At 34.9% G+C, this 16,500-nt stretch carries 12 protein-coding genes and 1 pseudogene; 4 read left to right on the top strand and 9 right to left on the bottom strand.

Features of this window, described 5'->3' with window-relative positions; all coding sequences use genetic code 11:
* Window positions 1-125: 125 nt before the first annotated feature.
* The 6 genes and pseudogenes from BR77_RS13395 to nifJ all read right to left on the bottom strand — a co-directional run bounded on the left by BR77_RS13395 (window position 126) and on the right by nifJ (window position 6,184).
* Window positions 126-1,373, bottom strand: coding sequence for an MFS transporter (locus BR77_RS13395; protein ID WP_010052773.1), 1,248 nt, complete (start codon window positions 1,371-1,373; stop codon window positions 126-128).
* 104 nt (window positions 1,374-1,477) lie between these two features.
* Complete coding sequence (locus BR77_RS19545; protein WP_035065341.1) at window positions 1,478-1,807, bottom strand: hypothetical protein; 330 nt, start codon at window positions 1,805-1,807, stop codon at window positions 1,478-1,480.
* Window positions 1,808-1,990: pseudogene (locus tag BR77_RS19700) on the bottom strand (competence protein ComK); the annotation flags it as partial. It lies immediately after the preceding gene.
* A 63-nt stretch (window positions 1,991-2,053) separates the two neighbouring features.
* Complete coding sequence (locus BR77_RS13385) at window positions 2,054-2,446, bottom strand: hypothetical protein (RefSeq protein WP_015077509.1); 393 nt, start codon at window positions 2,444-2,446, stop codon at window positions 2,054-2,056.
* A gap of 179 nt (window positions 2,447-2,625) precedes the next feature.
* The gene (locus BR77_RS19695; RefSeq protein WP_420919916.1) at window positions 2,626-3,297 is read right to left on the bottom strand and encodes a thiamine pyrophosphate-dependent enzyme; all 672 of its coding nucleotides are present in this window, start codon (window positions 3,295-3,297) and stop codon (window positions 2,626-2,628) included.
* A 34-nt stretch (window positions 3,298-3,331) separates the two neighbouring features.
* The gene (gene nifJ, locus BR77_RS13380; RefSeq protein ID WP_420919917.1) at window positions 3,332-6,184 is read right to left on the bottom strand and encodes a pyruvate:ferredoxin (flavodoxin) oxidoreductase; all 2,853 of its coding nucleotides are present in this window, start codon (window positions 6,182-6,184) and stop codon (window positions 3,332-3,334) included.
* 305 nt (window positions 6,185-6,489) lie between these two features.
* Here nifJ and BR77_RS13375 point away from each other — a divergent pair, with 305 nt between their 5' ends.
* The 4 genes from BR77_RS13375 to BR77_RS13360 all read left to right on the top strand — a co-directional run bounded on the left by BR77_RS13375 (window position 6,490) and on the right by BR77_RS13360 (window position 11,632).
* Entirely contained in the window at window positions 6,490-7,059 is a 570-nt protein-coding gene (locus tag BR77_RS13375; protein ID WP_015077511.1) for a YdcF family protein, read from the top strand.
* Between the two features lie 416 nt (window positions 7,060-7,475).
* Window positions 7,476-10,052, top strand: coding sequence for an Ig-like domain-containing protein (locus BR77_RS13370; RefSeq protein ID WP_015077512.1), 2,577 nt, complete (start codon window positions 7,476-7,478; stop codon window positions 10,050-10,052).
* 10 nt (window positions 10,053-10,062) lie between these two features.
* Window positions 10,063-10,839, top strand: a complete 777-nt coding sequence (locus BR77_RS13365) for a WxL domain-containing protein (protein ID WP_015077513.1) — start codon at window positions 10,063-10,065, stop codon at window positions 10,837-10,839.
* Between the two features lie 16 nt (window positions 10,840-10,855).
* Window positions 10,856-11,632, top strand: coding sequence for a WxL domain-containing protein (locus tag BR77_RS13360; RefSeq protein ID WP_016356639.1), 777 nt, complete (start codon window positions 10,856-10,858; stop codon window positions 11,630-11,632).
* 293 nt (window positions 11,633-11,925) lie between these two features.
* On the opposite strand, the gene BR77_RS13355 is transcribed toward BR77_RS13360, so the two are convergent.
* The 3 genes from BR77_RS13355 to BR77_RS13345 are packed head-to-tail and all read right to left on the bottom strand — an operon-like array spanning window position 11,926 to window position 16,217.
* Window positions 11,926-13,731, bottom strand: coding sequence for an MSCRAMM family protein (locus BR77_RS13355; RefSeq protein WP_035065338.1), 1,806 nt, complete (start codon window positions 13,729-13,731; stop codon window positions 11,926-11,928).
* A 45-nt stretch (window positions 13,732-13,776) separates the two neighbouring features.
* Window positions 13,777-15,912 (bottom strand): MucBP domain-containing protein, encoded by a 2,136-nt coding sequence (locus BR77_RS13350; protein ID WP_016356640.1) that lies wholly within the window; start codon window positions 15,910-15,912, stop codon window positions 13,777-13,779.
* 41 nt (window positions 15,913-15,953) lie between these two features.
* Entirely contained in the window at window positions 15,954-16,217 is a 264-nt protein-coding gene (locus tag BR77_RS13345; protein ID WP_015077518.1) for a hypothetical protein, read from the bottom strand.
* Window positions 16,218-16,500: the final 283 nt, after the last annotated feature.

The raw sequence follows: 16,500 nt of genomic DNA, 5'->3' as shown, positions 1-16,500 counted from the left end.
ATTTATAATTTTTTTATAATGATAATTTTAAATATAAGTACCTTATTAAATTATTTGTATAAAAAAAACCATGTAACCCAGCTTTAAGTAGCTGACTTACACGGATTTTTTTCATTCTATTTAATTTATTCTCCAGTAAAATCTGGATTAAAATAATTTTCACGTTTTAGACCTTTGACACTTAACATAATGCAAAAACTTATCAAGTATAATGTCGCTAAAAAGAGCATAACCGCCATTAAATTGTACTTATCAAGTAGAAAACCAATCACGACTGATGAAAATCCACCGATTGCTCGACCAGTATTAATAATCAGATTATTTGCTGTTGAACGAATATGAGTTGGATACAATCGACTGACAATCGCACCGTAACCAGCAAACATTCCATTGGCAAAAAATCCAACTACAGCTCCACCTAATAGCATTGTCCATTGATTCGTAGCAAAAACAAAAAGAAATACGGAGACAGCAGAAACTAGTAAAAATACTGAGTAAGCTAAACGTGCTCCTAATGTATCTAAAATCCGACCAAATAGAAGCATTCCTAAACTCATACCAATAATTGTGGCAATCATCCATAAGGACGAACCTGAAACGGATAAACCTAATTGTTTTTGGACAATTGAAGGCAACCAGTTCATTAAACCAAAGTAGCCCGCAATTTGAATGACAGCCATCACCATCAACGAAATTGTTTGACGGGCCAAGTTAGGTGTTTTAAATAATTCTTTTAAAGAAGCAGATGGTTGACTACTTTCCTTAATTTGGCTCGCTTTCCATTCCTCACTTTCGTCTAAGTGACTGCGGATGAAGAAGGTTAAAACAACTGGCAATAAACCAAATAAAAACAACGCGTTCCAACCAAATCGTGGGATAATAATTGCAGCAATGATTGCGGCAATTATCGAACCAACTTGCCCAGTGATTGCGACAATTGAAGTCATTTTCCCTAATTTTTCTTTTGGAAAGGCCTCAGCAACAATTGCCATACCAATCCCATATTCCCCTCCTGCACCAATACCTGAAAGGAATCTAAATAAGTAGACTAAGTAAATATTTGAAGCAAAATACATAGCTCCAGTAGCAAAAGCAAAAATTAAAATGGTGTAAGTAAAAATTTTGATCCGGCCAAAACGATCTGCCAAGATACCAAAAGTAACGCCACCTAGTAGCATCCCCACATTGGTAATGGAGGAAATCAATCCTGCTGCAGCCCCACTTACATTCAAATCAGCAATGATTGACGTCAGAGCAAAAGTTAAGAACATAATATCCATACTTTCTAATCCTAGTCCTGCTGATGATGATGCAAGTACCTTTTTCTGGTAAGAGCTCATTGATTGTTGACTATGTGTCGCTTGTTTATTCATAATTGCTTTTCCTCCTAAAACGAACGATCTCTGTCGTTCATTATTTTATTAGTTCTGCATTATTATACGTTGAACACTATTAAAATACAACAATTTTTTAAGGATTACATTTTAAACTCTTCTTTTTCTTCTAGATAATTCGTCCTTTGGCTTTCTTTCTCCTTCCTCCCCAACCTTAAAGGAATATCTAGCAACGCTCTGACTTGATGTAAATAAGGATCTTCTACACCAAAATTTTTCTTTAAAGAATCACTAATCCAACTATACTTTAAATATTCAATTAGCTCTGGTAAGCTATAATTCGGCAACTTATACTGTATTTTTAAAAGAGACTGGTGAATGATATTTAAAGGCTGCTCTTTCTTCATAAGCCATTCAATTTCAAAAAATTGGCTAAACAAGTTAAAAGCTGACTTCTGAACATGATACAGCAAGGTAGCATTCTCAACTCTTTTTTTAAAGCTTTTATAACTAATCGGAATAATGATTCGATAATTATTTCGACAAAATAAGTAAGTTTGATTGGTTACAGAATGACTTTGGCCTGTGATTACATGGTGTAATGCTAGCCAACTAGTTCCCGCCTGTTTTCGACCAAAATCAGGTAAAAAACAAATATCTCCAAGTAAATAGGGACAATATTTAGTAATCTCTAATAGCTTTCCAATACTTTGAATGGTTTAATAGTTGATTCCTTGTTGATTAAAATAACGGGTCATAATATCTGCCGTTTTTTCTCGGGTTTTAACCGGTTTTTGACCGATTCGGTGAATTATAGTTTGATACGTACCTTCCAAGTAACTAATATTTTGAATATATAGCGTGTTTTTGCCAATTAAAACAAATTCCTCTTCTTCAGATTCTGAAATAAAAGTAGCATGATTTTTTAATTCAATGGTTAAACTGCTAAGTTGATACTCAGCAAATTTAAAATTAGCTTCCTCTGCATAATCTGTTTCCCTAAAAACACCCTTTTTAGTATTTTCTACTGTTTTTCTAAAAGAATTAAATCCCTTAAAATAGTATCCTTGGATATCTTCACGGACACTTTTTTGATAGTTTTTCTGACTCACGCTCACTTCTCCTTTGATTTTTATTTGCTCTTGTTTTACTTCTATTCTCCTTTCTTTTCTTTAACTATATACTACGTTCTTCTTTCATTTTAAATTTGTATTCTAATAAAAATAATGAATGTCTATAATAAAAAAGCATAAAAACGGTGACCTTCTCAATAGAAAGCCACCGTTTGAATTTATTCTTTTTCTAATTTAGCTCTGATTTTTTCTTCTTGTCCTGACAGTCGCGCATAATTATAAAATCTAATTTTTGCATCATTGACCGTTTTATCAAATAAATGATCAGCTACTGTTGGATTGGCTTTAAATAAAGAAGTAAAGCGTGTTTGAGTCAGCATAAAGTCTTTCATATCAGCAAAAGCTGGTTTTTTATAATCTAAACTCATTGGATTCTTCCCTTTTTCAGCCAAACTTGGATTGAAACGATAAAGCGACCAATAGCCAGATTCTACCGCTTCTTTTGTTTCTTTTAGAGCATTCCCCATACCACCAATTAAGCCATGGACAATACATGGAGTATAGGCAATAATCAATGAAGGTCCAGGGAATTTTTCAGCTTCCTCGATAGCTTTAATCGTTTGCGCTTGATTTGCTCCTAAAGCAATTTGAGCGACATAAACATTGCCATAGCTCATCGCCATCATCCCTAAATCTTTTTTAGATACGTACTTGCCACTAGCTGCAAATTTAGCAATTGCCGATGTTGGTGTCGCTTTAGATGTTTGTCCACCAGTATTTGAATAAACTTCATTATCCATTACAAGCATATTTACATCTTCGCCGCTAGCTAAAACATGGTCAATTCCACCGAAACCAATATCATAAGCCCAACCATCTCCCCCAATCATCCATTGACTAGGTTTAACAAAGAGATCCTTTTCTTCATAGATTGCTTCTAAATATCGGATTTCCTGTTTTTTCTTGGATTAATGAGAATTTTAAGTTAGCTGCCCTTTCTTGGGTGCCATCACTTTCATTGATTCCCGTCAACCATTCAGTAAAGGCTTCTTCAAGTTCACTACTAATCGTTCCAGTTTCAATAGCTTGCCCCATTTTTAACGCAATCCCTTCACGTCGTGTTTGATGAGCTAAATGCATACCAAAACCAAATTCGGCATTGTCTTCTAATAATGAATTTGACCAAGCTGGACCGCAGCCTGCACTATTCGTTGTATAAGGAGTTGCTGGACTTGAACCGCCCCAGATAGAAGAGCATCCTGTAGCATTCGCCACCATCATTCGATCGCCAAATAGCTGAGTTAAAAGTTTAACATATGGTGTTTCCCCACAACCAGAGCATGCTCCAGAAAATTCAACTAAAGGTTGTTCAAACTGTGAGCCACGAACTGTATTTTTCTTAAATGGATTTTTCTTAGCTTTTAAAGTCATTGAGAAAGCCCAATTAACAGCTTGTTCTTTTTGTTCTTCATAAGGACGCATTTTTATCGCTTTTTCCTTAGCTGGACAAGCTGCTACACATAAACCACAACCCGTACAATCATCAACTGCAACTTGAATACGATATTGTAATCCGTCAGCTCCACGAATATCTCGAACAATATAACCAGCTGGTGCCTCTTCCATTTCATCTTCATCCGCTAAGAATGGGCGAATTGCCGCATGGGGACAAACAAACGCACACTCATTACACATCGTACAGTTTTCAGGAATCCATTCCGGTACTTCTAAAGCAACACCACGTTTTTCATAAGCTGCCATTCCAACTGGAATTTCTCCACTAGTCATGCCATGTTCTATTAGGGTTCCAACGCTTAACGAATCGCCTTCTTGACGATTCATCGGTTCTAAAATATTAAAAACAAATTTTGGTAAGTGGTTGGTATCTCGTTCTTCACTTATTTCAGGCTCTGTTAACCATGTATTTGGCACTTCAACTTGATGGACCATTTCTGCAGCCATTTCAATGGCTTGGCAATTTTTTTCAGCGATCTCTTGCGATTTACGTCCATAGGTTTTCATTGCGTCCGCTTTTAACAACTCTACAACTTCCGCAATCGGCATAATAGAGGTAACCTTAAAAAAGGCTGTTTGCATAATGGTATTAATCCGTCGTCCCAAACCAATTTGATTGGCTAACTGTACCGCATTAATCGTATAAAATTTAATCTCATTTTCAGCTAGATATTTCTTTAATTTGTATGGGAGCATTTGTGCTAATTTTTCATCATCCCAAACTGTATTTAAGAGGAACGTTCCACCTTTTTTTAAACCTTTAACTAAATCATATTTAGATAAATAAGCCGCTGTGTGGCAAGCAATAAAATCAGCTTGCTCAATTAAAAAGGTTGATTTTATTGGATTATCACCAAAACGTAAATGAGATACCGTCAAGCCGCCCGATTTTTTCGAATCATAGGAAAAATAACCTTGTACATATTTATCTGTATGATCCCCAATTAATTTAATCGCTGATTTATTAGCTCCAACAGTTCCATCACTACCAAAACCCCAGAATTTTGCTTGATACGTACCAGCAGATGTTAAATCAACTTCTTCCCCTTTTGGCAGAGATAAATAAGTCACATCATCTTCAATTCCAATTGTAAATCGACTTTTTAATTCTGTTTCAGTAGCTAAATGATCAAAAATCCCTAAAATATCAGCAGGTGTCACATCTTTAGACCCTAATCCATAACGTCCTCCAATAATAGTTGGTCGGAATTTTGAATCATAGAAAGCACTTTGCACATCTAAAAGTAATGGCTCTCCACCTGCACCAGGCTCTTTTGTTCGATCTAAAACAGCAACTCGTTCAACTGTTTCCGGTACAGCCTTTAGAAAATGCTCAACCGGGAAAGGTCGATATAAGCGAATATTTAATAAACCGACTTTTTTTCCACTTTGTCTTAAATAATCAATGGTTTGCTCAATGACTGGTGTGACAGAGCCCATAGCAATTAAAATATCTGTCGCATCAGCTGCTCCATAATAATTAACTAACTCATAATCAGTTCCACGTAGTTGGTTGATTTCATGCATATATTTTTCAACAATTTCAGGTAAGCGGTCATAATGACTATTAATCGTTTCTCTTTGTTGGAAATGAATATCAGGATTTTGATTGGTCCCAGAGACCGTTGGATGATTTGGGTTCATCCCATTATGTCTAAAAGCGGTCAGAGCGTCTTTATCCATAAGACCTTTTAATTCATCGTATTCTAATACGTCAATTTTTTGAATTTCATGACTTGTCCTAAACCCATCGAAAAAGTTCATAAAAGGCAAAGAACTTGTTAAAGTTGATAAATGAGCGACTGCTGATAAGTCCATAACTTCTTGAACACTACCTTCAGCTAACATGGCAAAGCCCGTTTGACGAGCCGCCATGACATCTCCATGGTCACCAAAAATGTTCAATGCATTAGTCGTCACTGCACGACTTGCTACATGAAATACCGTTGGCAATAACTCTCCTGCAATCTTATACATATTTGGAATCATTAATAATAATCCTTGTGAAGCAGTGTATGTGGTTGTCATGGTTCCCGTTTTTAGCGAGCCATGAACAACGCCTGCAGCTCCCGCCTCTGATTGCATTTCAACAATTTTTACTTCTTGTCCAAATAAATTTTTCTTGCCATCCGATGCCCATTGATCAACTAATTCAGCCATTGTTGAACTGGGGGTAATGGGGTAAATTGCAGCTACTTCAGTAAAAGCATAGGAAATATAGGCAGCTGCTGTATTGCCATCCATTGTTTTCTGTCTTCTCATCGTTGCTCCTCTTTTCTTATACTACTTGAATTTTTAATTTTACGTGAAGAAATCATTTTATGTGCAAAATAGCTTTTGCATGAACCTACTTATTTTAACCCTTTCAGTAGAAAAATTCAACAATTTGAGCATCTTTTCACAAATTTTAATGGACTATTCATTTGATTCTTTAGGCATACTTTCCACTGCCCACTTTAGTTCGTGAAATTTTCGACTTTAGACAAAAAAATCAGACTTTCTTATACTTTTCTTATATATCTAAGGTTATAATAAAGGAAACTATCTTATAGAAATGACGGATGATAATGAAACTACTAAAACGTTTACTGATTACTTTGCTTGGGTTAGGTTTAATTTTCTTGCTTATAATAGGCGGGCTGATTTACTCGGGTACCCAGCAAACTCCAAAAAAAAATGCAGATACCATGATTATTTTAGGGGCTCAAGTCCGTGGGAATCCAGCAGTTCCTAGTGCTATTTTAAAGGAAAGATTGGATGCAGCAGTTCCCTATCTACTTGAAAACCCACAAACAAAAGTGGTTGTTACAGGCGGACAAGGCCCTGATGAAACGGACACGGAAGCAAATGTAATGGCTCGTTACCTCCTGGAGCAAGGAATTGACTCTCAACGAATTATCAAAGAAAGTCAATCTAGCCGAACGGAAGAAAATATTAGCAATGCAAAAAAATTAACTGATTTAGGAAAAACCGTAATCGTCACAAGTGATTTTCATATGTATCGTGGCTTGATGTTAGCTAGACGTGAAAATGTCTATGCCAGTGGATTGCCTGCTGTTTCAAAAAGCTCAGCGACTTTTAAAAGCTATGCTCGCGAAATGCTAGCTTTGCCTTATGGATTACTTTTTGATTGGTAACTAAAAGAGCAACAAAATCAAGGATTACCTCTTGATTTTGTTGCTCTTTTATTATTTACATTAATAATATTCCCATTAATTTATTGTTTGGACTATTACTCTAAGAATCTACTTCTTTTAAATTAAATAAAAAAACATTTTATTTTTTAAGTGTTATTCTATAAAAAACAAACATTACTTTATCGTTTAGATTTAGTTCATTTGACTTACTTAAGTGCTAGTTATACCGCTGTCATACTCGCTATAAAATTATTTATACTTACTATTTCCAAAAAAATAGCAACCCCTTACAACAAGGAGTTGTTATTTAAAATAGATTTAAAAATAATACGCATATACAACATATTTATAACATAGTATGATAGAACTAACATTTAATTAAATGTTGAAAAATAATTTTTGGAGGAGATTAAAAAATGAAAAAAATAATGGTTGGTTTACTACTTAGCACGTACTTTTTATGTGGAACAAGTTTACACGTTTTTGCAGAATCCGAAACTCCACCTGAACCAATTCTCATCCGGCCAATAGATAGTGAGGATTCAAAAGGCTCATTGAATAGCAATGAACCTAATGTTCCACAATCTAAATTGGGACCTAAAAAACGATTAAGTTTGCCTGATAAACTTGATCCACGAGGTACTAATCAGGAAATACCTGTCCGAAACCAAGTTGGAGACTTGTGTTGGGCTTATTCAAGTACCGATATTATCACGGCTAACTACAAAAAACAAACTGGAACGCAACAAATCTTATCACCAAACTTTTATAATTTTTATTCTGCTGAAAATGCATTTTCAGACGGATTCAATCCAAATACAATCATCTTAAATAAAACAAAAGATGCAATAACAAACAGAAAATTAAACAATGGCGGTTTTCATAATTACCCTCTTTTCCAAAATATATTAGGCAACCGTGGTACAGCAGAGATTGATTTTGCAATGCCTAGTGTGGTTAGCCAAAACCAACCACTATTAAAAGAAAAATTTGATGGACTTGAAGCGAATAAAACGGATGTGGCTATCAATGAAATCAAACAAATTCCGTTTAATTCCTACAAAATAGCAGATTCAGAACGAAAATTAAAGATTGAAAAAATCAAACAATTTATTCAAGAAAGTGGAGCCGTTACGTATAATTACAATTCTGAAACCATATCTCACTCAAGCTTTAAAAAATATTATAATAATACAACGAAGGCAAGTTATGTTCCTAATGCTGAGTTTAATAAGATTCCAAATTATCCAGCTTTTGGGCGACCAGCCATTGATCATACCGTAACGATTGTTGGTTGGGACAATACCTTTAGCAAAACAAATTTTGCTATTCAACCAGAGCAAGAGGGCGCCTTTATTGTGAAAAATTCATGGGGAACCTCTTCTGGAGATCAAGGCTATTTTTACGTAAGCTATGATGATATTTTTGTGACTACAGGGGCATTTTATAGTGTTACTACTGCAGAACCAACTGATCACATCCGAGGTTATGTTAATTCAACTAGTGATGCTTGGGGCCAGATAGAACAAGAAAGAAACACGAGTAATACTATATATTTAGCTGCTAATTTTCAAACTAAAAGTACCGCAGAACTTTTAAAGAATGTCGCTTTCCTTACCGTTCAAAATAATATTAACTATAAAATTTATTACCTAAATCGAAAACTTGAATCAGAAAGTTTTAATCCTACTATTTTCACTGATTTAATTGCTGAAGGTAAACAAGAAGAAGCTGGGATGAGAAATATTCCTACAAAAGAAAGAACACTTCCTGCTAATGAAAGCTATAGTATTATTATTGAACTCACCTATCCTGATGATTTAGATTTACAGAATTTTACTGCTCAAGCGGTCAAAAAAGAAGACCAAGAAGATCGCGCTCCTGTTCTTCAAGCTGGCGATACATTAGTTAGTCTGAATAATAACCGTTGGAGAAATACATCTAAAGGCGAGTATTGGATTAAAAACTATAATTTGTATATCACAGCTGGAACTGATGACAGTCCTAATGAAGAAAATACAGTTTCATCCATCATCATTAACGATAAAATAGAGCCTAAGCTTGTTTATCAAAATAAGCCTTTACAATTAGATACGACCATTATGCCCGAGTCTGTGAAAAAGAAAGAGTTAGTTTGGAGTAGTAATGACCCTGACATTGCTGAAGTCGATCAATTTGGCACAGTCACAGCAAAAGCTCATGGTAGAACAACAATTCGAGTTAGCTCTAAACAAAACCCTGATATTTTTGATGAACTTTCTATTATTACAGATGATCACGGTTGTACCACAGAAACAAGTACCCGCTTAACTATAGGAGAGCCGATGGTCTGCATGATTGACATTGATCGAGATGAATATGTTCCTGAAAATGCTTGGTATAATCGAGGAGATGTCTTTACTTATCTTATTCCAGAAGATGGCTCCTATACGGTTCATGGCTATGGAATGAAACCAGATCAAACGCAGGACTTGATTGGAACTGATTTTATGACAAATGGCAAATCACGTTATATAGCTGTTGCTAATCAATTCTTTACGCAACAATTGAAAAAAGGCGACCTCGTTGAAATAAGTGTTTTCCCAAGTATGTTGGGCATGAATAATCCACTTGGTGATTGGGGCAAAACAACCGTAGGAACGAGCTATTCGATTTTATTTGATAAAACTAGCAATTTTGACTACGGAAAATTAACTTGGGCTAATTCTGGTGGGGAAACCAAAGAAACATTAAAAACAAACTTCAAAATAGGCGAAAAAGACCAATTTAAAGGCTCTGTGATTGATAGCAATATACAAGATCCTTTCTACACTAGCAATAATTCCTTCTATTTTGCTAGCACATGGAAAAGCAGTAAACCAAAAGTAGCAACTATCAATGAGAAAACAGGCGAATTAGAAGCCTTATCTTCAGGTGAGACTGTACTTTACAACACATACAATCTCCATTGGTGGAGTAAAATAGAGGATAGTATAACAATCACTGTAGAATAGGAGAACAATTATGATACCAATACAAAAATTTATTTTAATAATGGGAGTTGGACTTTTAGTTCTTCCGACACTTTCTGTACAGGCAGATGACACTACTTCAAGTGAAACTTTGCCACCACAAACCAATACGTCTAAATCTTCAGTAGGTTTGACACCTGGAGAACCTAATGAGCCGCATGAATTATTACTGAACATCTGGCACCCTACAAAACATGTCGGATCCCTAACACTAGATGCTGTGACAGGTTTCTATTTTTCTGATATTACGCTCTCCTCGTATGGGGAAGAAGCCTACGCTATTGTTGCACGCGATAAAATTAATGGGGAGAAGCCTCCGATAGATACTGGTCTAGGTGACAGAGGATACACTTTAGGTGCACAAGTAACTGATGTTAGAGGAACCGGCGCGGGCTGGACATTAACAGCTTCTGTTTCTAAATTTACTGCTGGTGAAAAAATATTAAAGGGTGCTATTTTTTCTTTTCCAGTTAGTTCCGTATACTCAGATAGGTTCTCCGACGAAGAAGATGCTCCCCCTACTTCTAAAGAAGCCATTTTTGATACACCTAATGTTGAGCTACCTATTTTAGTTGCTGAAGCTGATACTGGACTTGGTTCTTGGTTAATTCATTTCGGTTCTGACGACCGAGGAATAAACTACCCATGGCATATGGATAAAAATGGGAATTTCCATCGCTATGGTGGACCTAGTCTCTATGTTCCTCAAGGTAATCTCGCTGGAAATTATGTTGCTGCTATTACTTGGTCTCTTCGGGATGCACCTTAAAATTTAGGAGGACGTTATGATGCCAATAAAAAAATTCATTTTAATAATAGGAGTTGGAATTTTAGCACTTCCGACACTTTCTGTACAAGCAGATGACACTACTCCAAGTGAAACTTTACCACCACAAAACAATACGTCTAAATCTTCGGTTGGTTTGACACCTGGAGAACCTACTGAGCCGCATGAATTACTGCTAGACATATGGCACCCTACAAAACATATCGGATCCCTAACAATTGATGCCGTTACAGGTTTTAAATTTTCCGAGATTACCCTTTCTTCTTATGGAAAAGAAGTCTATGCCATTGTTGCCCGAGATGAAGTTAATGGAGAGACCCCCCCTATAGATACTGGACTATTAGATCGGGGTTACACGTTAGCTGCACAAGTAACCGATGTTCGAGGAACAGGAGCTGGTTGGACATTAACAGCCTCTATCTCTGACTTTAGTGATGGTGAAAAAAAATTAAAAGGGGCTATTTTCTCGTTTCCAGTTAGCGCAGTATACTCAGATAGGTTCTCTGAAGAAGAAGAGGCAGCTCCCATTTCAAAAGAAGCTGTTTTTGATACATCTAATGTTGAATTGCCTATTTTAGTCGCTGAACCAGATACAGGTCTTGGGTCTTGGATAATTTTCTTTGATACTGATGATCGAGGAATAAGCTATCCTTGGCTTATGGATAAAAATGGGAATTTCCACCGATATGGTGGGCCTAGTCTTTATGTCCCATCAGGCAACCTTGCTGGAAATTATGTTGCTGCTATTACTTGGTCTCTTCGGGATGCACCTTAAAATGCAGGAGGACGATATACTCTCCCTACTAGGTTTATAATCTAGCAAACTAAAAAATATTTCTAAATAAAGCTGTCATATCTCTTTAATATTAGAGGTTATGACAGCTTTTATATTCAAACTAATTTTCATCATTAAAAAGTTGACTTCATCAGAATCAATCATTGGCTTATCCACCTTGCATTAAAAACCTGTGGGCTTCCTTATCCTAGAAAAATCATAATCAGGGCTTATTACATAAATAAAAAAGCCTCTGAAATTAACAGAGGGCTTTCTTACATATAAAACTATTTCTAGTATTTTAAATTAACTCTCTTTTTCAATCTGCTTACATATAGATAGATTGAAATAAAAACTAGTAGCAAACCTACAATTTTTATACGTTGTCCAACTTTGTTATTTTCTCCCGATTGAGGTAAATTCATTTGTAAATTAGTTGTCTTGGTGTTTTTTATTGTTAATCCATCTAGACTTTTTGTTTCACTATCTACTTTTATAAATTCAATAGAGCCTGTTGGTGCTGGAAGCATTATTTTTTGATTCGTTACTTCACCTAAATTAATGGCTTTTTCAGAATCATTAATTTCAAACGGATAGGGTGTTTCATCTAGCGTATAACCTATTGGTGCTTTGGTTTCTTCTAAAGTATAGCTTCCATACAATAAATCTAGAGCTGTTCCTTTACCATCTTCATTAGTTAGGATAGTTTGAACAATGTTGCCTTCTCCATCTTTAATAACAAATTCCGCATTGGCTAATGGCGCTTTTGTTTCACTATCTACTTTTAAAAATTCAATGGAGCCTGTTGGTGCTGGAAGCATTATTTTTTGATTCGTTACTTCACCTAAATTAATGACTTTTTCAGAATCATTAATTTCAAATGGATAGGGTGTTTCATCTAGCGTATAACCTATTGGCGCTTTGGTTTCTTCTAATGTATAACTTCCATACAATAAATCTAGAGCTGTTCCTTTGCCATCTTCATTAGTGAGGATAGTTTGAACAATGTTGCCTTCTCCATCTTTAATAACAAATTCCGCATTAGCTAATGGCGCTTTTGTTTCACTATCTACTTTTATAAATTCAATGGAACCTACTTCAGTTCCACCTCCGCCTGAAGATATAGTTGATATACTGGCACTGGAGTTTTCAGTAAACGGAAGTGGATCCCCACCATTTCCTGGTTCAGCTATAATTCCTTCTAAATACACATCATTTTTCAACCACTCTTGATCAGAGTCTACCACTTTTGTTTCATATATAATATAGTAAGCTTTGGTGTTCTTTTCTTTTAATCCATCTAATTTTGGAAAACCATTAAAATCATCATCTGTGTATGTGAATCCATTTGCAGTTATTGTTGATTTTTGTTGTAATAATGCAGATATATCATAATTGTAACCATCATTATTTAAATTTCGACTGCCATCTTCATTGATTGGTTTGTTCACATTGTACACAGCAATTGTATTGGCTATTAATTCATGACCTTCACCAACTATATCACCTAGCACAAAAGGAATATCTTTAGTTCCAGTTAATGGCTTTTCATTATAGTTTAAAAAGACTCCCCAAACAGCATTTCCTTTTGCATTTATGCCATATGCTACTTTTTTTATTAACTCTGATTCATCAACAAAAGATTTATATTTATTCACCATAATATCAACTGAGATACTACTGCCATCTAGACTGAAATCAATTTTTTGGTTTTGGTTATATTCCACATTAGTGCTATATCTCATCGGTATCGTAATTTTACTTGTATTAGCAGGAACATCTTTTAATGCAATTATTTCTATACCCAATTCATTAGGCACGACTTTATAATTTCCAGAAATTTCAAAGCTCTCTAATGAATAGTTAAAAGCTTTATTAGAGAATTCAATCAGTGTCGTTTCCCCTTTTTTCATTGCCTTCAGTTCCAAATTCATTACTACATCAACGGTGTCTGCTGTTGCTACTATAAAATCTTGATTCTCTGGGTACTTTAATTCAATTCCTACTAGTTTAGATGTTGTTTCTGCAATTACTAGTTTTAAATTTATAAGTGGAAGTACACATACTATTATTAATAAAATTGATATTTTCTTGCGCATTGTTTAATCTCCATTTCTATATGAAACTAACTAGTTACTTGGCTTTTATTTCATTTTTGTGTATTTTTTTCGGTAATAAATTAGGATAGTTCCAGCTAACATAATGAATCCAATCATGAAGGAATTATTTTTTTTCGTCCCTGTGGCAGGAAATGTTGTTTTATTATTCATTCCTTTATCTAAGCTAGGAATAAGACTATTTTTAGTTACTAATTTAGCAGGATACGTTGGCGTGAGAGCTAAATTGGCATTATCCTTTACATAAATAAAAGTGACTTCTTGTTTATCCTTTGAGAACAGTCCAGAAACATCTCCTTTTGCTTCTTTAAATGTATAGCCATCAATTGCCTTCGATTCGATATTATAGACTTCTCCAATAAGTCCTTCTACTATCGTATCCTCTTCAATTTTATTTCCCCGATTATCTTGATATCGGACAACTATATTTGCAGATTGTTCTTGGATTTTTTTATAAATAAATAGGATTTCTTGTTCTTCTTCACTAAAGACTCCGACTGGATTACCTATCACTTCTTTAATGGAATATCCTTCAATTTCTTTCTTTTCTACTGTGTAAGGCTCTCCAATATCTCCAGCTAATTTAATTGTTGGCTCAACTATATTCCCATCAATATCTTGATACTTGACTGTAATTGGAGCAGCTTTCTTTCGTTCATAAAGGTAGACTACTTCTTGTGCTTCTTCTGTATAGACCCCATTAGCATTTCCCGGTATGTCTATAATTTCCCAGCCATTAACTTGCTTTCCATTTGTTTCATATGGCTCTCCGACTTTACCAGTCAATAATTCTGGCGCTGCTAATTCATTGCCTTCTTCATCTTGATAGTAGGTTGTAACTGGGGCGCCTTCCACACGTTCATAAATATAGGCTACTTCTTGTGCTTCTTCTGTATAAACCCCTCTTGCCTCTCCATGTATTTCCTTGATTACCCAACCATTAATTATTTTTTCAGTTGCTTCATAAGCTTCTCCAACTTTACCAGTCAATAATTCAGACAAAGCAAGCTCAGTGCCTTTTTCATCCAGGTACTTCACTGTAACTGGAGCAGCTTTAATCTCATTGGAAAATGGCTGAACAACAACACCAGAATAATAAACTTTATTGTTTTTTCTTGAATCTGTCGAAAAAGAATATTGTCGGTCAAACTCATACTGGATGCTGCTTACTGATAGATCTAGGTTCTCCCATGTAATAGAGCCGAAATAGGGGCTAGCATTTGGTATGAACAGACCGTTATTGCTTATATTAGAGAAATTTTTAGTAGAAAAATCGTAGTTTAAAACATGTTTCACACTATCAATCTTGATATTTTCATTTCTAGGAATTTCTGCGTTAACGATTTTTTGATTCCGAGCTAAAACCATCCCTACGTAATTAGGCACCATCGATAAGTCTGAAATATGGTTATCGTCTACAGCCAAAATTTTCATATTACTAAAATTTAGTTGACTTAAATCTGAAATATTATTATTTTCCGCACTAAGAAGTCCTAAACTTTGCCCTTTTAAAGGAGACAGATTACTGACATCGTTATTTGTAATAATTAATTGCAAAAGTCTGACATTTTCGATAGGTGAAAGATCATTAATTGTTCCATTTGTTGTCTGTAGAACAATTCCTGTTCCTCCTGTTGTATATTCCATCCCTTGCAAGCTTGCAACATTTTTTGCGGTAATTTGGCCAGTTGAAGCTTCTGATCCTAACCTTTGCATTTGCTCTTTGGTTAGCTCTGAAACAGTTATTTTTAAGGTTTTGGCGACAGCAGTCTGTAAGTTTTTATCTGGCATCCAAGAGTCTAATGATTCAACTGAGCTTTTTTGTTCTTTCTCAATTTCTACTTGCTGAATCTCTAATTGCTTTAACTCACTTGCATCAGGAGTTTGAACTGCTTGCTCTTCACTATTTTCTTGGTCATTTGGCACATTTGGTAAATCTATGCTCGCATCCATTGTTGCTTTTTCTTGTAATAATTCTATTTGTTCTGTTGAATTTACAGCTAGTTCCTTTGCTTCATTTTGTGTAACGTTCTCTACTGAAGATACGTCCAATTCTTCCTCATTAGAATTGGCGAATACTTTAAAAGGTTCGTTAACACTTGGTACTATCATAAATAAGACAACTATGAATAATAAAAATTTATGTTTTCTATTTTGTTTCACTATTTACTCCTCCACGTCTACATTATTTAAACTAGTCACATTTATAAATTCCATTTTAATTCATCGCATTCACTAGGTTGTCTCATAAAAGGGGAATGGGCATGCTTAGATAACCACACATCATTTATTTCAGAAATATCAATAATTTTAATATCATGTCCTTCAAAATGGTTCTTAAAAAAAGTACTGATTTTATCTTCAGGAAAGTTATTCGGCAACGCAATTGAGCGACAAAAACTAGAGCCACTATTATTCGTAAAATGAATACTGTAACAAATTAAATCAATCCAATGTTCTTCAATCATTCTGTTTTCCCTCCACAATCTTTTAAATAGCTTTTTAGTTATTTTTTCAAAAAATCAAACCAACTAACTTTAGTCGTTTTTAGTTCCTAGCAAAAATAGAACAGTTGATTTATACCCTTATTTCTAAAAATAATTAAGAAGGTTTTTCCTATCCGATAAGATTCCTTTTTTATAATACAGTAACTAACTTTTGTTTTTTTATCCTAACATGGTTCCAGTTGCTCCACTTTAGTAAAAAAACGATTATTTAATTTAATTTTTATGTACAATACTCTTTCTACCA

The organism is Carnobacterium maltaromaticum DSM 20342 (assembly GCF_000744945.1).
Lineage (GTDB): Bacteria > Bacillota > Bacilli > Lactobacillales > Carnobacteriaceae > Carnobacterium > Carnobacterium maltaromaticum.
Note: the sequence above shows the minus strand (reverse complement) of the source record. Positions and strands in the feature narration are given on the sequence as shown.

Bases quoted from the DNA above. Each gene is read 5' to 3' on its own strand.
- BR77_RS19695 (WP_420919916.1), bottom strand. From the start codon at position 3,297: ATGATTGGGGGAGATGGTTGGGCTTATGATATTGGTTTCGGTGGAATT.
- BR77_RS13370 (WP_015077512.1), top strand. From the start codon at position 7,476: ATGAAAAAAATAATGGTTGGTTTACTACTTAGCACGTACTTTTTATGT.
- nifJ (WP_420919917.1), bottom strand. From the start codon at position 6,184: ATGAGAAGACAGAAAACAATGGATGGCAATACAGCAGCTGCCTATATT.
- BR77_RS13345 (WP_015077518.1), bottom strand. From the start codon at position 16,217: ATGATTGAAGAACATTGGATTGATTTAATTTGTTACAGTATTCATTTT.
- BR77_RS13355 (WP_035065338.1), bottom strand. From the start codon at position 13,731: ATGCGCAAGAAAATATCAATTTTATTAATAATAGTATGTGTACTTCCA.
- BR77_RS13365 (WP_015077513.1), top strand. From the start codon at position 10,063: ATGATACCAATACAAAAATTTATTTTAATAATGGGAGTTGGACTTTTA.
- BR77_RS13360 (WP_016356639.1), top strand. From the start codon at position 10,856: ATGATGCCAATAAAAAAATTCATTTTAATAATAGGAGTTGGAATTTTA.
- BR77_RS13375 (WP_015077511.1), top strand. From the start codon at position 6,490: ATGAAACTACTAAAACGTTTACTGATTACTTTGCTTGGGTTAGGTTTA.
- BR77_RS13395 (WP_010052773.1), bottom strand. From the start codon at position 1,373: ATGAATAAACAAGCGACACATAGTCAACAATCAATGAGCTCTTACCAG.